This is a genomic window from Kitasatospora sp. NPDC094016 (genome assembly GCF_040304045.1).
Classification (GTDB): domain Bacteria; phylum Actinomycetota; class Actinomycetes; order Streptomycetales; family Streptomycetaceae; genus Kitasatospora.
The window spans coordinates 89,273-105,196 of the sequence record NZ_JBEOUK010000022.1; the positions used below are offsets into that span (position 1 = coordinate 89,273).

15 protein-coding genes and 1 tRNA gene are annotated in these 15,924 nt (G+C 71.4%); 9 read left to right on the forward strand and 7 right to left on the reverse strand.

Annotated features, from left to right (window positions below):
- The first annotated feature begins 50 nt into the window (after positions 1-50).
- On the forward strand, positions 51-329 hold the full coding sequence (locus ABT015_RS21085) for a MoaD/ThiS family protein (RefSeq protein ID WP_196952340.1): 279 nt from the start codon (positions 51-53) through the stop codon (positions 327-329).
- An 80-nt stretch (positions 330-409) separates the two neighbouring features.
- Positions 410-1,378: a PLP-dependent cysteine synthase family protein gene (locus ABT015_RS21090; protein ID WP_350881189.1), complete on the forward strand. Its 969-nt coding sequence runs from the start codon at positions 410-412 to the stop codon at positions 1,376-1,378.
- A gap of 43 nt (positions 1,379-1,421) precedes the next feature.
- On the opposite strand, the gene ABT015_RS21095 is transcribed toward ABT015_RS21090, so the two are convergent.
- Positions 1,422-1,892: a type II toxin-antitoxin system PemK/MazF family toxin gene (locus tag ABT015_RS21095; RefSeq protein WP_350881191.1), complete on the reverse strand. Its 471-nt coding sequence runs from the start codon at positions 1,890-1,892 to the stop codon at positions 1,422-1,424.
- 186 nt (positions 1,893-2,078) lie between these two features.
- On the opposite strand from ABT015_RS21095, the gene ABT015_RS21100 reads away from it, so the two are divergent.
- Complete coding sequence (locus tag ABT015_RS21100) at positions 2,079-2,270, forward strand: MarR family transcriptional regulator (protein ID WP_350881193.1); 192 nt, start codon at positions 2,079-2,081, stop codon at positions 2,268-2,270.
- A 199-nt stretch (positions 2,271-2,469) separates the two neighbouring features.
- Positions 2,470-3,216, forward strand: a complete 747-nt coding sequence (locus ABT015_RS21105) for an MBL fold metallo-hydrolase (RefSeq protein WP_350881195.1) — start codon at positions 2,470-2,472, stop codon at positions 3,214-3,216.
- A 33-nt stretch (positions 3,217-3,249) separates the two neighbouring features.
- Here the strand turns inward: ABT015_RS21105 and ABT015_RS21110 are convergent, their stop codons facing one another.
- The 4 genes from ABT015_RS21110 to ABT015_RS21125 all read right to left on the reverse strand — a co-directional run bounded on the left by ABT015_RS21110 (position 3,250) and on the right by ABT015_RS21125 (position 9,400).
- Positions 3,250-4,536 carry an LLM class flavin-dependent oxidoreductase gene (locus ABT015_RS21110; RefSeq protein ID WP_350881197.1) on the reverse strand — a complete coding sequence of 429 codons (1,287 nt, stop codon included), beginning with the start codon at positions 4,534-4,536 and terminating at the stop codon, positions 3,250-3,252.
- Complete coding sequence (locus ABT015_RS21115) at positions 4,533-5,603, reverse strand: LLM class flavin-dependent oxidoreductase (RefSeq protein ID WP_350881199.1); 1,071 nt, start codon at positions 5,601-5,603, stop codon at positions 4,533-4,535. Before ABT015_RS21115 ends, ABT015_RS21110 begins: the two co-directional genes overlap by 4 nt.
- A 406-nt stretch (positions 5,604-6,009) precedes the next feature.
- Positions 6,010-7,281: a PTS transporter subunit EIIC gene (locus tag ABT015_RS21120; protein WP_350881201.1), complete on the reverse strand. Its 1,272-nt coding sequence runs from the start codon at positions 7,279-7,281 to the stop codon at positions 6,010-6,012.
- An 817-nt stretch (positions 7,282-8,098) separates the two neighbouring features.
- Positions 8,099-9,400, reverse strand: coding sequence for a PTS transporter subunit EIIC (locus ABT015_RS21125; RefSeq protein WP_350881203.1), 1,302 nt, complete (start codon positions 9,398-9,400; stop codon positions 8,099-8,101).
- A 399-nt stretch (positions 9,401-9,799) separates the two neighbouring features.
- Here ABT015_RS21125 and ABT015_RS21130 point away from each other — a divergent pair, with 399 nt between their 5' ends.
- The 4 genes from ABT015_RS21130 to rdgB all read left to right on the forward strand — a co-directional run bounded on the left by ABT015_RS21130 (position 9,800) and on the right by rdgB (position 12,063).
- On the forward strand, positions 9,800-10,033 hold the full coding sequence (locus ABT015_RS21130; RefSeq protein ID WP_063349220.1) for a PTS sugar transporter subunit IIB: 234 nt from the start codon (positions 9,800-9,802) through the stop codon (positions 10,031-10,033).
- A 105-nt stretch (positions 10,034-10,138) separates the two neighbouring features.
- Positions 10,139-10,864 (forward strand): ribonuclease PH, encoded by a 726-nt coding sequence (gene rph, locus ABT015_RS21135; RefSeq protein WP_350881205.1) that lies wholly within the window; start codon positions 10,139-10,141, stop codon positions 10,862-10,864.
- 172 nt (positions 10,865-11,036) lie between these two features.
- Entirely contained in the window at positions 11,037-11,426 is a 390-nt protein-coding gene (locus ABT015_RS21140; protein WP_063349222.1) for a hypothetical protein, read from the forward strand.
- Positions 11,427-11,457: 31 nt separating this feature from the next.
- Complete coding sequence (gene rdgB, locus ABT015_RS21145) at positions 11,458-12,063, forward strand: RdgB/HAM1 family non-canonical purine NTP pyrophosphatase (RefSeq protein ID WP_350881208.1); 606 nt, start codon at positions 11,458-11,460, stop codon at positions 12,061-12,063.
- Between the two features lie 62 nt (positions 12,064-12,125).
- Here the strand turns inward: rdgB and ABT015_RS21150 are convergent.
- Together ABT015_RS21150 and ABT015_RS21155 are read right to left on the reverse strand one after the other, a co-directional pair.
- Positions 12,126-12,210, reverse strand: a tRNA-Leu gene (locus tag ABT015_RS21150).
- A gap of 65 nt (positions 12,211-12,275) precedes the next feature.
- Positions 12,276-13,103 carry an HNH endonuclease gene (locus tag ABT015_RS21155; RefSeq protein ID WP_350881210.1) on the reverse strand — a complete coding sequence of 276 codons (828 nt, stop codon included), beginning with the start codon at positions 13,101-13,103 and terminating at the stop codon, positions 12,276-12,278.
- Between the two features lie 271 nt (positions 13,104-13,374).
- On the opposite strand from ABT015_RS21155, the gene ABT015_RS21160 reads away from it, so the two are divergent.
- Complete coding sequence (locus ABT015_RS21160) at positions 13,375-15,840, forward strand: chitinase C-terminal domain-containing protein (protein ID WP_502897366.1); 2,466 nt, start codon at positions 13,375-13,377, stop codon at positions 15,838-15,840.
- Positions 15,841-15,924: the final 84 nt, after the last annotated feature.

A 15,924-nucleotide genomic window follows, 5' to 3' on the forward strand; every position in this document is an offset into this window, starting at 1 on the left:
CCGCGCCCGCCGCGGCCCACCCGCCTCACGACTCGCACAGGAGCGCACCCATGGCCATCGAGGTCCGCATCCCGACCATCCTCCGCACCTACACCGACGGCGCCAAGGCCGTCGAAGGCACCGGCAGCAACCTCGGGGAACTCTTCACCGACCTCGACGCCCGCCACCCGGGCATCGCCGCCCGCCTGGTCGAGGGCGGCGAGCTGCGCCGCTTCGTCAACGTCTACCTGAACGACGAGGACGTCCGCTTCCTGGAGGGCATCTCCACCGCCCTCGCCGACGGCGACAGCGTCACCATCCTGCCCGCCGTGGCCGGCGGAGCCCGCTGACCTCCCGCCCCCGCCGCCCGCCCGCGGCGGGCGGCGGGGGCGCCCTTCCGCACCCCCACCGCCGTGGCCGGAGGCCTCCCTTGCGTTACGACAGCCCGCTCGAAGCCGTCGGCAACACCCCGCTGGTCCGCCTGCCGCGGCTGTCCGCCGCCGTCCCCGGCAACACCGACGGGCAGGTGACGCTCTGGGCCAAGCTGGAGGACCGCAACCCCACCGGCTCGATCAAGGACCGCCCGGCGCTGCACATGATCGAGCGCGCCGAGGCCGACGGCCGGCTCACCCCCGGCTGCACCATCCTGGAACCCACCAGCGGCAACACCGGCATCTCGCTCGCCATGGCCGCCAAGCTCAAGGGCTACCGGATGGTCTGCGTGATGCCCGAGAACACCAGCGAGGAACGGCGCGAACTGCTCCGCATGTGGGGCGCCGAGATCATCCCCTCGCCGGCCGCCGGCGGCTCCAACACCGCCGTCCGGATCGCCAAGGAGATCGCCGCCGAGCACCCGGACTGGGTCATGCTCTACCAGTACGGCAACCCCGACAACGCGGGCGCCCACTACGCCACCACCGGCCCCGAGATCCTCGCCGACCTGCCGACCGTCACCCACTTCGTGGCCGGCCTCGGCACCACCGGCACCCTGATGGGCGTCGGCCGCTACCTGCGCGAGAAGGTCCCCGGCGTGCGGATCGTCGCCGCCGAACCCCGCTACGACGACCTGGTGTACGGGCTGCGCAACCTCGACGAGGGCTTCGTCCCCGAGCTGTATGACGCCGCGGTGCTCACCACCCGCTTCTCGGTCGGCTCCGCGGACGCCGTCCGCCGCACCCGCGAACTCCTCCAGCAGGAGGGCATCTTCGCGGGCGTCTCGACCGGCGCGATCCTGCACGCCGCGATCGGCGTCGGCCGCAAGGCCGCGGCGGCCGGGGAGCGGGCCGACATCGTCTTCGTGGTCGCCGACGGCGGCTGGAAGTACCTGTCCACCGGCATCTACACCGCGGAGACCACCGAGGCGGCCGTCGAGGCGCTGCAGGGGCAGCTCTGGGCCTGAGAAGCCCTGGCGGTGCCGGACGGCCGGCTTCAGACCTGAGGCCCTAGCCGCGTTGCAGGGCCTGCTGCGCGCGGGACCAGACCTGCCGGTCCACCGTGCCGGCCCGGCGGCGGAAGGCCGACAGCGGCACCTCGCGTAGCTCGTCGGTCTCCAGCCAGCTGGTGCGGCCCTGCCGGTCGCCCACCGAGGCGGGCGGCAGCGGCAGCACGCCCGGGCGTTCGGCGTGGTGCTTGCTGGTGATCTTCGCGACGGTGGCGGTGCGGCCGTGCACCCGCAGTACCAGGCACGGGCGGTCCTTCGACCCCGGGCCGTCCTCGAACGGGACCTCCGCCCACCAGATCTCCTGCGGCTGCGGCCCCGGACGGCCCTTGGCGGCCGGGCGCGGGCGCGGAGCCGTCGGACCGGCCGGTCGCGGCGCCGGGCGGGTGCGCCGGACCAGCGCCCCCACGACGGCGGCCAGCAGCGCGATGCCCACCACCGCCAGGACCACCCAGACCCCGGTCGAACTGTTCATGGCGCGAACCGTACCGGGCCCATGGCGGCCCCCACCACTGTGAGTGCCCGGACGGCCCGGCATTTGTCCGTACCTCGCTCCCGGTTCGTCACGGAATGACCACGGTGCCCGTTCTGTGGTGAAGAGTCACCAACGCCCGGACAGGCTGCCTCACGTACGCCCGCCCCGCCCCTCCGGAGGTGCCTCGTGGGGAGAAGCTCCGAGCTGTGGTCCTACGCCGAGATCGCCCGCCACATCAACGTGCAGGCCGAGAGCGTCCGCAACTACCGGCGGCACGGGCTGCTGCCCGCCCCGGACGTCCTCGACGCCAGCGGTCACCCCCGCTGGTACCCCGACACGATCAGGGCCTGGGCCCGCAACCGCCCCCGCCACCGCTGACCCGACGGCACTCGAACGGACGGCACCGCCCCCGCCCCGGCGTTCTGGTGATTCCAGCCACAGCCCGGCACGGGGACGGGGGCAAAGTGCCGCTCCGCCCTTACTCTCGACACGCGAAGCAGTGCTACCGGCCGGTTCCACCGGCCCGGCCTGCCGTTTTCCAGCAGCAGCCAGGACGTGTCGGGGCGGAGGGGCTCGGATGAAACTGACCGTGGTGGGGTGCTCGGGGAGCTTCCCGTCCGCCGAATCGCCCTGCTCCAGCTACCTCGTCGAGGCCGACGGCTACCGCGTCGTGCTCGACCTCGGCAACGGCGCCCTCGGTGCCCTGCAGAAGTACGTGGACATCTACGAGGTCGACGCCGTCCTGCTCAGCCACCTGCACGCCGACCACTGCGTCGACCTGTGCGCCTACTGGGTCGCCCGCAACTACCGTGCCGAGGGCTGCCCCGACCCGATGCCCGTCTACGGCCCGGCCGGCACCGCCGAACGGCTCGCCCGCGCCTACGACATGCCGGAGAACCCGGGGATGAAGGAGGTCTTCGACTTCCACACCCTCACCCCCGGGGCCTTCGACCTCGGCCCGTTCCGGATCGAGGTCGCCCAGGTCAACCACCCCGTCGACGCCTTCGCCTTCCGCCTCGAACACGACGGCCGCGCGCTCGTCTACTCCGGCGACACCGGCGAGAGCGCCGAACTCGTCGAACTCGCCCGGGACGCCGACCTCTTCCTCTGCGAGGCCGCCTACATCGACGGCCGGGACACCTACCAGGCCGTCCACCTCAACGGCCGGGAGGCCGGCGAGCACGCCGCCGCCGCCCACGTCCGGCGGCTCGTCCTCACCCACATCCCCCCGTGGACCGACGCCGAGCACAACCGCCGCGACGCCGCCGCCGCGTACCCGGGCCCCGTCGAGGTCGCCCGGGCGGGTGCGGTGTACCGGATCTGAGCGGGCGGGCCGGTCGGCTCGGCGTCGGCCGTCTCAGCGCCGGCCGGGGAGCGGCAGGCCGAGGTGGTCGCGCAGGGTCGTCCCGCTGTAGTCGGTGCGGAACACCCCGCGCTCCTGGAGCAGCGGCACCACGCGGTCGACGAACGCGTCCAGGCCGCCCGGGGTCAGGTGGGGGACGAGGATGAAGCCGTCGGCCGCGTCGTTCTGCACGAAGAAGTCGATCTGCTCGGCGACCGTCGCGGGGGAGCCGATGAAGGACTGCCGGCCGGTCACCTCGATCACCAGCTCGCGGCTGGTGAGCTTCTTCTCGGCGGCCAGCTCCCGCCAGCGGGCGGCGACGGCCAGAGGGTCGCCGATCCGGACCCGGCCCTGGGCCAGGGCGCTGTCCGGGTCGGGGTCGACGGCGGGCAGCGGACCGTCCGGGTCGTGGTCGGACAGGTCGATGCCCCAGACCTGTTCCAGGAAGGCGATCGTGGTCTGCGGACCGACCTGGGCCCGGCGGATCTCGGCGGCGAGTTCGGCGGCCTCGGCGTCGGTGTCGCCGAGGGCGAAGGTGACGCCGGGCATGATCTTCAGCTCGTCCGGCTTGCGGCCGTACGCGGCGAGGCGGCGCTTGACGTCCGTGTGGAAGGCCTGGCCGTCGGCGAGGGTGGAGTGCCGGCTGAAGACGACGTCGGCGGTCGCGGCGGCGAACTCCCGGCCCTCGTCGGAGTCCCCGGCCTGGATGACCACCGGGTGGCCCTGCGGCGGGCGGGGCAGCGAGAGCCGGCCCTCGACCTCGAACTGCGGGCCGCGGTGCCGGACGGTCTCCGCGCCGCCGTCCCAGAACTCCCGGGCGAGCTGCACGAATTCGGCGGCCCGGGTGTAGCGGTCGGCGCGGTCGAGGTAGCCGCCGCGGCGGAAGTTCTCCCCGGTGAAGGCGTCCGAGGAGGTGACCACGTTCCAGGCCGCGCGCCCGCCGGAGAGGTGGTCCAACGAGGCGAAGCGGCGGGCCAGTTCGTACGGTTCGTTGAAAGTGGCGTTGACGGTGCCGGCCAGCCCGAGGCGGGTGGTGACGGCGGCCAGCGCGTTCAGCACGGTGATCGACTCGGGGCGGCCGACCACGTCCAGGTCGTGGATGCGGCCCTTGTTCTCGCGCAGCCGCAGGCCCTCGGCGAGGAAGAAGAAGTCGAACTTCCCGCGTTCGGCGGTCTCGGCGAGGTGGCGGAAGGAGTCGAACTCGATGTGGCTGCCGGAGTCCGGGTCGCTCCACACCGTGGTGTTGTTGACGCCGGGGAAGTGCGCGGCGAGGTGGATCTGCTTGAGCGGGCGGTCCGTCATCGGGTCACCTCGGCGAGAGCGGCAGCGGACGGGGTGGCGGTGGCGGTGGCGTCGGTGTTGGTGGCGGCGCTGGTGGCGTAGCGGCTGGCCGGGCGGGCCAGGCCGAGGTGGTCGCGCAGGGTGCGGCCGGCGGCGTACCCGGCGCGGAACAGCCCCTGGGCGCGCAGGACCGGGACGACCCGTTCGGCGAGGGCGGCCAGGTCCCGTTCGGGTTCGGCGGGGACGAGGTGGAAGCCGTCGACGCCGGTGCCGATCGCGGCGAGGTCGGCGAGCAGGCGGTCGGCCGCGGCGTCGTCGGGCAGGGCGGCGTCGGTGCGGGCGAGGATGCGCAGGTGCTCGCCGGCACGCAGCCGCAGTTCGGTTGCGGCGGCCAGCCGGGCGGCGTGGTCGGGGGCGTCCAGCAGCACGACGTCGGCGTACCGGATCGCCGTCGCGACCCGGGCGCGCCCGCCGGGGGAGGCGTACGGGGCGAGGTCGACGGCGGCCACCGGGACGGCGACGACCGGGCGGCCCTGCGGTGGGCGCGGGGTGATCGACGGTCCGCGGACGGAGAAGTGCGGGCCCTCGAAGTCGACGTAGTGCAGCTTGTCGCGGTCGATGAACCGCCCGGTGGCGGTGTCGCGGATCTCCGCGTCGTCCTCCCAGCTGTCCCAGAGCCGGGCGGCGACCTCGACGGCGTCGGCGGCCTCGGTCCAGAGCGCGTCCGCGGTGGCGGTCGGGCGGCGGCCGAAGGCCCTGGCCTCGGCCTCGGTGGCGGAGACGCCGACCAGCCAGCCGGCCCGGCCCCGGCTCACCCAGTCCAGGGTGTTGACCGCGATCGAGGTGTGGAACGGCTCGGTGTGGGTGGTGGTGACGGTGGGCACCAGCCCGACCCGCTCGGTCAGCGGGGCGATCCGGGCGAGGGCGGCGAGGGCGTCGGGGCGGCGCGGTTCGGGGGTGAAGGAGTCGTCGAGGGTGACGAAGTCGAGGGTGGCCCGCTCGGCGAGGTGGGCGAGGGCGGCGTAGTGCCCGGCGTCGACGTGGCCGGGGCTGTCCAGGGCGGCGGAGAGGTGCAGTTGGCGGGGCATGCTGAGGCCTGACTTTCCTCGTGCGGACGCGTGCGGGCGACGCCGGCGAACGCGCACAGGGTGCGTGCGGGTGCGTACGGCCGCGCACGGGTGCGCGGTGACGGCCCGGAGGCGGGCGGGGCCCGTGCGGGCGGGAGGGGAGGAACGGCGCCGGGCGGGAGGTCAGCCGGGCGGCGGGGGGAACGGTCGGCTCAGCCGCGACACGCCGCGGACCACACGCGACCGAAGTCGATGTGGCTGCGGGTCACCAGCGGGCAGGACGCGTTCACGGCTTCAGTTGACCAGTGCCTGCGCCGGTTCGTCAACCGCCGTTCCCGCCGCCCCGGGGCGGGACGCACGACGACCCCGCCCCGCCGCTGGGGGAGCAGCGGCGGGGCGGGGCCGTGGAGTGCGGACGGGCGGGGCCTCAGGCCTTGGTCACGTCCTCGATCTCGTCGTCGTCCTCGCGACCGGGGGTCTTGAGGTTGAACTTGGTGATCGCGAAGCGGAAGAGGAAGTAGTACAGCGCACCGAAGACCAGGCCGATCGGGATGATCATCCACGGCTTGGTGGCCAGGTTCCAGTTGAGCCCGTAGTCGATCAGGCCGGCCGAGAAGCCGAAGCCGTCGTGCACGCCCAGGCCCCAGGTGACGGCCATCGAGAGGCCGGTGAGCACCGCGTGGATCAGGTAGAGCACCGGGGCGATGAACATGAAGGAGAACTCGATCGGCTCGGTGACACCGGTCACGAAGCTGGTCAGTGCGACGGAGATCATCATGCCGAGCACGGCCTTGCGGCGCTCGGGGCGCGCGGCGTGGGCGATCGCGATGGCGGCGGCGGGGAGGCCGAACATCATGATCGGGAAGAAGCCGGACATGAACTGGCCGGCGGTCGGGTCACCGTGGAAGAAGCGCGGGATGTCGCCGGTCCAGGTGTGGCCGGTGGGGTCGGTGAAGCTGCCGACCTGCTGCTGGAAGAAGGTGTTCAGGAACTGGTGCATGCCGACCGGGATCAGCGCGCGGTTGGCGACACCGTAGACACCGGCGCCGACGCTGCCGAGGCCGGTCAGCCAGTCGCTGGCGTGGGTCAGGCCGGTGCCGATCGGGCCCCAGATGAGGCCCATGACGACGCCGAGCAGGGTGCCGAGGAAGGCCATGATGATCGGGACGAGGCGGCGGCCGTTGAAGAAGCCGAGCCAGTCGACGAGCTTCTTGCGGTGGTACTTCTGCCAGATCACGGCGCTGAGCAGGCCGACCACGATGCCGCCGAAGACCCCGGGGTTCTGGGGCTTTCCTTCCGGCAGCGCTGCGGTGATGCTCCCGTCCACCGGGAAGACGGTCAGCACGTTGTGGAAGACCAGGTAGCCGACCAGGGCGGCCAGCGCGGTCGAGCCGTCGGCCTTCTTGGCGAAGCCGATGGCGACACCGACGCAGAACAGCAGCGGCAGGTTGCTGAACACGGCGTCACCGGCGGTGGCGAAGACCTGGGCGACCTTTCCCCAGCCGAGCCCGTCCTTGCCGAAGACGTCGTCCTGGCCGAGGCGGAGCAGGATGCCTGCGGCCGGGAGGACGGCGACCGGCAGCTGGAGGCTGCGGCCGATCTTCTGCAGGCCCTGGAGGAGGTTCTGGCCGAACTTCTTGACGGGGCTTGGCGTGGCCGGAGCCGTGGCGGGCGCCGGTGCCTGCGCTGACTGACTCATTGGGGTGGGTTCCTAACGGCATGGCGGTCGGGGGAGGGGCACAGGGGGCCGAACCGCGAACTGGTCTACACCACGTGTGGTGTAGACCAGTTTTGTAGCACGGGTGGAGAAGGGGGGGAACCCCGGAAAGCGCCCCTGCCGGGAAGCGCTATGAAATCGAAACCTAGTTGCGGAACGACGATCATGATTACCGGTCGTGATTGGGATTTTGGCTATTTGCGCAACAAAAAGACCCGGCCCCGCCCGGAGGCCCCGCCGAGGCCTCGTCAGGGGTCCGCCGCGGGCCCGGCGGTGCGCGGACGGGGGTCGGGTCGGCGGGGTTCACGGGCGGGCGCGACGGTGTCCGGGCGCAGGCGGCCCCCGGGGTCCGGGTGTCCGCCGTCGGGGTCCGGTCCGGGTCCGGCGGGCGGCGGGGAAGGGGCCCGCCGGGGTGTCGGACATCACGAACGGCCGGCGGTCGGGACGAGTCCGGGCCCCACCCCGTCCGGCTTCGGCCAATCCGCGGCTTTCCGACCCCCCGCGGCGCACGGTCGGGGCCGACGGGGAAACGGCGTCGGCCGATTGCCGGCCACCGCCCGCGCCGGGCGGCCGTGGCCTTTCCCCACCCCCGCGACGCCCCCGGCCGACGGCCCGGCGACGGGGCGGTGCGGGCCGCCCCGGCCCCGCCTGGCACGGCGGACGGCCCGCCGGGGAATCCCCGGGGCGTATATCGGAATTGTTTTACCGCCCGGGCATCCGGTCCTTTCCGGAAATGCCGACGGCCTCCGGACCGTCGGGTCCGGAGCCCATTGCGGGTGCTGCCCGGTGACGCTCGGTTTCAGAGCTTGGTGACGTCCTCGACCTCGCTCTCGTCCTCCCGCCCGGGTGTTTTCAGATTGAATTTGACGATGATGAACCGGAAGAGCGCGTAGTACACGGCGGCGAAGCAGAGCCCGATCGGGATGATCAGCCACGGCTTGGTGGCCAGCCCCCAGTTGATGACGTAGTCGATCAGGCCGGCCGAGAAGCTGAAGCCGTCGTGCACCCCGAGCCCCCAGGTGACGGCCATCGAGGCGCCGGTCAGCAGCGCGTGCACGCCGTACAGGGCCGGGGCGACGTAGGCGAAGGAGTACTCGAGCGGTTCGGTGACACCCGTCACGAAGGAGGTCAGGCCGACCGAGAGCATCAGGCCGTAGATCTCCTTGCGGCGGTGCGGTTTCGCCGCGTGCGCGATCGCCAGGGCGGCGGCGGGCAGCGCGAACATCATGATCGGGAAGAATCCGGACTGGAACTGGCCGGCCGTCGGGTCACCCGCCAGGAAGCGCGGGATGTCGCCGTGCGCGATGGTGCCGTCCGGCTTGACGAACTCGCCGAACTGGAACCAGACGAATGTGTTCAGCAGCTGGTGCATGCCGATCAGCAGCAGCGCGCGGTTGAACAGGCCGAAGATGCCGGCGCCGCCCGCGCCCAGGTCGGCCAGGGTCTGGCTGAAGTCGTTGAGCCCGCGGCCGATCGGCGGCCAGACCCAGAGCGCGACGCAGGCGGTGGCCAGGCCCACCACCGCGGTGATCATCGGCACCAGGCGGCGGCCGTTGAAGAAGCCCAGCCAGTCGACCAGCTTGGTGCGGTGGAAGCGGACCCAGAGCCAGGCCGACATCAGGCCGATCAGGATGCCGCCCAGGACGCCCGGGTTCTGGTACGTCGCGGCCGCCGCCTTGGCCGAGCTGTAGTCCACGCACTGGCCGGTCCAGGCGTCGGTGACCAGGACCGTCCCGTTCTTGCAGTTCTCCGGGAACGCGTGCAGGACCTTGTAGTAGACGAGGAAGCCCACCACGGCGGCCAGCGCGGTGGAACCGTCCGCTTTCTTCGCCATGCCGATCGCCACACCGACGCAGAACAGCATCGGCAGGCCGAACGAGGAGTCCAGCAGGGCGCCGCCGGCCGCGGCGAAGACCTTGGCGACGTCGGTCCAGCCGAGGCCGTCCTTGCCGAAGACGTCGGGCTGGCCGAGCCGGTTGAGGATGCCGGCCGCGGGGAGCACCGCCACCGGGAGCTGCAGGGAGCGGCCCATCTTCTGGAGGCCGCCGTAGAAGGTGTGCCACCACACGCGCTGCGGGGCCGTGGCGCCTGCCGAACTCATCCTTCGCCCTCCGGGAGCAGTTGCCGGCCGGTGGCCCCCGGCGGGACCCCCGGGCGGGGATCCGGAACACCCGGGGTCCTTTCTGCGTTCATCGGAGTACACATATATTGGTGTAGACCACTTTGGGACGCAGGCCGCACTCCGGGCACGAGCCCGCTGCTCGTCATCCTCTGGTGACGGTCGGGACCGTGCGCGCCAGAATGGGCCAAAAGTGGACTAACGTGGCAGATCGGACCGGAGCAGGTGATGCTGGTCGCGCTGCCCGGCGGCGCGACCGAGGCTGAACCCGCGTCAGCACCGGTACCGACCACGCCGGCCACCGGTCGGCGGACACCCCAGCACAGCGCAGGACGGCACCCGGCAGAGCGGCCGGCGGGCCGAGACAGAGGGAGAAATCAGATGGCCAGCAAGGCTGAGAAGATCGTCGCCGGTCTGGGCGGCATCGACAACATCGAAGAGGTCGAGGGCTGCATCACCCGCCTTCGCACCGAGGTCAAGGACGCCTCCCTGGTCAACGAGGCCGCCCTCAAGGCCGCCGGCGCCCACGGCGTCGTCAAGATGGGCACCGCCATCCAGGTCGTCATCGGCACCGACGCCGACCCGATCGCCGCTGACATCGAGGACATGATGTGAGCTGAGCCACCCGGCTCACCCCACCCCCGGCCCGCCGCCCCACCCGGGAACGGCGGGCCGAGGCGCACCCGGAACACCCACTCCGAGCGACTACGCTCAGTGCCTATGTCACGCATCGACGGCCGCACCCCCGACCAGCTCCGCCCCATCACCATCGAACGGGGCTGGAGCAAGCACGCCGAAGGATCCGTCCTCATCTCCTACGGCGACACCAAGGTGCTGTGCACCGCCAGCGTCACCGAGGGCGTCCCCCGCTGGCGCAAGGGCAGCGGCGAAGGCTGGGTCACCGCCGAGTACTCCATGCTCCCGCGCGCCACCAACACCCGCGGCGACCGCGAGGCCGTCAAGGGCCGCATCGGCGGCCGCACCCACGAGATCAGCCGACTCATCGGCCGCTCGCTGCGCGCCGTCGTCGACCACCGCGCCCTCGCCGAGAACACCATCGTGCTCGACTGCGACGTCCTCCAGGCCGACGGCGGCACCCGCACCGCCGCCATCACCGGCGCCTACGTCGCCCTCGCCGACGCCGTCGCCTGGGCCCGCGACCGCAAGCTCCTGCGCGCCAAGGGCCAGCCCATCACCGGCGGCGTCAGTGCCGTCAGCGTCGGCATCATCGACGGCGTCCCGATGCTCGACCTCCAGTACGAGGAGGACGTCCGCGCCGAGACCGACATGAACATCGTCTGCACCTCCGACGGCCGCTTCGTCGAGGTCCAGGGCACCGCCGAGGGAGCCCCCTTCGACCGCGCCCTGCTCGACCGCCTGCTCGACCTCGGCACCCTGGGCTGCGCCGAGCTCGACGAGATCCAGCGCAAGGCCCTGGAGGCCTGAACCGGTTCGGCCCGCGGCGCCGTGGACCCGGATGTACCCGCAGCCGTACGGGCCGCTGTACACGCCGGGCCCGAAGCCCGTACGGTTCCCGCAGCACCCCTGCTGCGGGAACCGCGCACCCCCCGGCGCGCGTCCCGTCCCACGGAACCCGCGCGCCCCACAGGAGGACCGGATGCCGTCCAGCATCGCCCGCCCCGCCGCCCTCGCCGTGGCCGGCCTGATCGCCATCCTCCCGCTCAGCATGGTCAGTTGCTCCGCAGCCCAGAAGGCGATCGACTGCGGCAACACGGCGGTCAGGATCACCGGCGACCTCGCCGACGTCACCAGCGCCTACGGCAACGCGAGCAACGACTCGGCGGCCGCCGCGAAGGCGCTGGAGAAGCTCAGGACCGACCTCAACCAGGTCGGCAGGAACTCCAAGAACACCGACGTCGCCAAGGCCGTCGCCGACCTGCAGAAGCAGGCCGACAAGGTCCAGCAGGCCGTCGACAAGAAGGAGGTCCCCGACCTCAAGCCGCTCGGCGACGCGGCCGGCAACCTCACCTCGGTCTGCACCGGCTGACGTCGGGAGGGCTGCCGATAGGGTGGGCGATATGTCCACCCGATTGATCCTCGCCACCCGTAACCAGCACAAGGTCGCCGAACTCCGCGCCATCCTCGGCGAGGCCGGCCTGGACGTCGAACTCGTCGGTGCCGACGCCTACCCCGAGATCCCGGACGTCCCGGAGACCGGCGTCACCTTCGCCGAGAACGCGCTCCTCAAGGCCCATGCCCTCGCCCGCGCCACCGGCCTGCCCGCCGTCGCGGACGACTCCGGCCTCTGCGTCGACGTCCTGAACGGCGCCCCCGGCATCTTCTCCGCCCGCTGGGCCGGCAAGCACGGCGACGACCGCGCCAACCTCGACCTGCTGCTCGCCCAGCTCTCCGACATCTCCGACCCGCACCGCGGCGCCCACTTCTTCTGCGCCGCCGCCCTCGCCCTCCCCGACGGCACCGAGCGCGTCGTCGAGGGCCGCCTCCTCGGCACCCTGCGCACCGCCCCCTCCGGCGACGGCGGCTTCGGCTACGACCCGATCCTCCAGCCCCTCGGCGAGACCCGCACCTGCGCCGAACTCACGCCCGCCGAGAAGAACGCCATCAGCCACCGCGGCCTGGCCTTCCGCGGCCTCGCCCCGGTCGTCAAGGACCTCCTGGGCTGAGAAAATCGAAGGGGCCCGATCGGAATCATTCCGGTCGGGCCCCTTCGATTTGAAGGTCATCCTGGTGCGGCCGAAGGGATTCGAACCCTCAAGCCCTCACGGGCCAACGGACCTAAACCGTCTGCGTCGCCTCTGCGCCACGACCGCCTGTCCTGCTGACCATCATGCTACTGGGCCCGCGAATTGGCCGACACCTTCCTCCGGCCAAGCCGCTAGGCAGTGCGCTTCCTCGACTTCCGTTTGCAGTAGGTCGGAGTGATGGCGTGGCAGTTGGGACAGAGCAGCCGCAGGTTGTCCGGCCGGTTGTCCGACCAGTCGCCGTTGACGTGATCGACCTCCAGCGTCATCGGGTGCCCGCGCCACTCGGGGCCGGTGCTGCAGCCCTCGCACTCTTGCGGCCTGCCGAGTTCGTTCAGCGCGCTACGGATCCGCGAGCCCGGGAGTCGCTTGGCCCCCCAGGGGCGCTGAACGAGGAGTTGTTCGGCGGGGATTCTGGTGGGTGCATGCTTACCGCGGCCGTGGGCCTGCCCGGTGAAGTGCGAGGTGTCGATGCCGAGTGCCTTGATGCGGCGCCCGATGTGGGCCTGGGTGCCACCGGCCTGACGCTGGTCGAGGTAGCGTACGACCCCGGCCACGCTGTGCGAGGCCACGACGGCCTCCTGGAGGAGTTCCCGGGTGTAGACGGTTCCAGGCGACGGGAAGTGCGACGTGTCGATGCCGTACGCCTTGGCCCTCCGTCGCAGGTAGGAGCGGTTGTACCGGTTGGGTTCGCGGTCGAGTGTGATCAGCATCTCGTCGAGCGTGGTTGCGGCAGCGGCGACCTCGGCCAGCACCTCCTTCGAGTACTGGCGCCGCCTGTAGGCGCGGCAACCCTCCTGGGTGAAGTGCGAGGTGTCGATGCCGTAGTGCCGGAGCCGCCTGCTCAGGTAGCTGTGCTTGCCGCCCGCCGTCGGCACGCCGAGCTTTCGCATCATGTCGTTGACGCTGCTGGACTCGGCCGCGAGCGACGCGAGCAGTTCGCGGGTGTACTTGACCGGCATGGTTGTTCCCCTTCGGGCAGTGGTTCGCCCGTCCCCCGGTGTGCGAACGATCGATGGGGGATTTGGTTACGGGTGACGGGGTTTCGGCCAGGGGGTGACTTGTTGTCGTCGGTGGGGTGACCGGCGGGGTTGGGGGTTTGATTACCAATTGGTACAGACCTATTGACCTATGTGGTTCAGACCACATAGCTTCGGCGCCAATTGCAATCCCCCACGTGCGTGCTCCCCCACAGGCACGCGCCGACACTCTCTCCCGGAGGACCGAGTGTTGATCCGAAACACGGCGGAGCGGCGTCCCACCGCCGCACTCCGTCGCAAGAGCCCGGCTGCCCGGGCGGGTGCGGTCTCGCTGGCCGCGGCCGGTCTGGCCGGTCTGCTGCTGTCGACGCTGGGCGCGGTGCCCTCGCAGGCGTCCGCGACCGTCGACAACGGGGCCTGTCGCCCCGACGGCCTGTACCAGACGGCCGGGGTGGACGTCCCGTACTGCTCGGTCTACGACACCGGCGGCCGAGAGAAGATGGGCGCGGACCACCAGCGCCGCATCATCGGCTACTTCACCGGCTGGCGCACCGGCAAGAACGGCGACCAGCCCTACCTGGTGAACGACATCCCCTGGGACAAGGTCACCCACCTCAACTACGCGTTCGGCCACGTCGGCGGTGACAACAAGCTCTCCGTCGGCACCGACGGCCCGACCAACGAGGCCACCGGGATCTCCTTCCCGGGCGTGCCCGGGGCCGAGTTGGACCCGACGCTGCCCTACAAGGGCCACTTCAATCTGCTGACGAAGTTCAAGAAGCAGTACCCGAACGTCAAGACCCTGATCTCGGTGGGCGGTTGGACCGAGACCGGCGGCTACTTCGGGGACGACGGCAAGCGCGTCAACTCCGGCGGCTTCTACTCGATGACCGTCAACCCGGACGGCAGCGTCAACCAGGCCGGCATCGACACCTTCGCCGCCTCGTCCGTCGACTTCATCCGTAAGTACGGTTTCAACGGCGTCGACGTCGACTACGAGTACCCGACCTCGATGAAGGACGCCGGCAACCCGCTGGACTGGCAGCTCGCCAACTCCAAGCGCGGCTCGCTGGCGAAGGGCTACGCGGCGCTGATGAAGACGCTGCGGGAGAACCTGGACCGGGCCGGCGCCGCCGACGGCAGGCACTACCTGCTGTCGGTCGCGGCCCCGTCGTCCGGCTACCTGCTGCGCGGCATGGAGACCTTCCAGGTGGCGCAGTACCTGGACTACGTCAACATCATGTCGTACGACCTGCACGGCGCCTGGAACAAGTACGTCGGTCCGAACGCCTCGCTGTTCGACGACGGCAAGGACGGCGAGCTGGCGGCGGCCAACGTGTACGGCACCGGCCAGTACGGGGGCATCGGCTACCTGAACACGGACTGGTCGTACCACTACTTCCGCGGTGCGATGCCGGGCGGCCGGATCAACGTCGGTCTGCCGTACTACACCCGGGGCTTCAAGAACGTCACGGGCGGCACCAACGGCCTGTGGGGCACCGCGGCGGCGACCACCTGCCCGGCCGGTTCCGGCCTGACCTCCTGCGGTGACGGCGCGGTCGGCATCGACAACATCTGGAACGACAAGGACGACGCGGGCAAGGAGTCCCCGGCCGGGTCGAACCCGATGTGGCACGCGAAGAACCTGGAGAAGGGCATCCTGCCCGACTACCTGGCCAAGTACGGCGTGAAGGACACCGCGCTGCAGGGCACCTACGCCCGCAACTACAGCAGCAGCCTGGTGGCGCCGTGGCTGTGGAACGACACCAAGAAGGTGTTCCTCTCCACCGAGGACGAGCAGTCGGTGGGTGCCAAGGCGGACTACATCGTCAACCAGGGCGCCGGCGGCGCGATGATCTGGGAGCTCGCGGGCGACTACAAGTGGGACGCGAGCGCCAACGGCGGCAAGGGCGAGTACGTGCCGGGTTCGACGCTGACCTCGCTGATGTACGACAAGTTCAAGGCGGCCACGCCGTACGGCGCGACCCGCTCGACGGTCCCGCTGCCGCAGCAGACCCTGCCGATCGACGTGTCGTTCACCAACTTCGCGCTGGGTGACTCGAACTACCCGATCAACCCGAAGATCCACATCGTCAACAACTCGACGACGACCCTGCCGGGCGGCACCGAGTTCCAGTTCGACTACAGCAACTCGGCTCCGGGCAACGCCAAGGACCAGTCCGGCTTCGGCCTCCAGGTCATCCGGCAGGACAACCCCGGTCCGGGCAACGTGGGCGGCCTGAAGGGCACCTACAACCGGGTGTCGGTCAAGCTGCCGGGCTGGCAGTCGCTGGCGCCGGGCGCCTCGGTGGACCTGGACTTCGTCTACTACCTGCCGGTCTCGACCCCGTCGAACTGGACGGTCAACGTGAACGGCACGCTGTACGGGCTCAAGGGCGACCTGACCCGGGGCACGGTGGACGGCGGCACGCCGACCCCGACCCCGACCCCGACGCCTACCGCGACCGCGACCGCCTCCCCGACGGCGACGGCCTCGCCGACCGCCACGGCCTCCCCGACCGCCACGGCCACCGCGACCGCCACCCCGACGACGGGGGCCTGCACGGCCGCCCCGAGCTGGGACGCGGGCACCACCTACGCCACCACCACCAAGGTGTCGTGGAAGGGTCACTACTACCAGAACAAGTGGTGGACCAAGGGCGACGACCCCGCGGCCAGCGGCTCGTGGGGCGTCTGGAGCGACCTCGGGGCCTGCTGACGGCGCCCTGAGGTGAGAGACGCGGTGGCGGTGCACCCGGTCGGGGGGTGTGCCGCCACCGCTTCGTTCAGCGAGGCGCCGGGC

What these genes read in the sequence shown, in the direction of transcription:
- rdgB (WP_350881208.1), top strand. Translation starts at nt 11,458, where the DNA reads ATGTCCACCCGATTGATCCTCGCCACCCGTAACCAGCACAAGGTCGCC.
- ABT015_RS21140 (WP_063349222.1), top strand. Translation starts at nt 11,037, where the DNA reads ATGCCGTCCAGCATCGCCCGCCCCGCCGCCCTCGCCGTGGCCGGCCTG.
- ABT015_RS21155 (WP_350881210.1), bottom strand. Translation starts at nt 13,103, where the DNA reads ATGCCGGTCAAGTACACCCGCGAACTGCTCGCGTCGCTCGCGGCCGAG.
- ABT015_RS21120 (WP_350881201.1), bottom strand. Translation starts at nt 7,281, where the DNA reads ATGAGTCAGTCAGCGCAGGCACCGGCGCCCGCCACGGCTCCGGCCACG.
- ABT015_RS21105 (WP_350881195.1), top strand. Translation starts at nt 2,470, where the DNA reads ATGAAACTGACCGTGGTGGGGTGCTCGGGGAGCTTCCCGTCCGCCGAA.
- ABT015_RS21085 (WP_196952340.1), top strand. Translation starts at nt 51, where the DNA reads ATGGCCATCGAGGTCCGCATCCCGACCATCCTCCGCACCTACACCGAC.
- ABT015_RS21115 (WP_350881199.1), bottom strand. Translation starts at nt 5,603, where the DNA reads ATGCCCCGCCAACTGCACCTCTCCGCCGCCCTGGACAGCCCCGGCCAC.
- ABT015_RS21110 (WP_350881197.1), bottom strand. Translation starts at nt 4,536, where the DNA reads ATGACGGACCGCCCGCTCAAGCAGATCCACCTCGCCGCGCACTTCCCC.
- rph (WP_350881205.1), top strand. Translation starts at nt 10,139, where the DNA reads ATGTCACGCATCGACGGCCGCACCCCCGACCAGCTCCGCCCCATCACC.
- ABT015_RS21130 (WP_063349220.1), top strand. Translation starts at nt 9,800, where the DNA reads ATGGCCAGCAAGGCTGAGAAGATCGTCGCCGGTCTGGGCGGCATCGAC.
- ABT015_RS21125 (WP_350881203.1), bottom strand. Translation starts at nt 9,400, where the DNA reads ATGAGTTCGGCAGGCGCCACGGCCCCGCAGCGCGTGTGGTGGCACACC.
- ABT015_RS21095 (WP_350881191.1), bottom strand. Translation starts at nt 1,892, where the DNA reads ATGAACAGTTCGACCGGGGTCTGGGTGGTCCTGGCGGTGGTGGGCATC.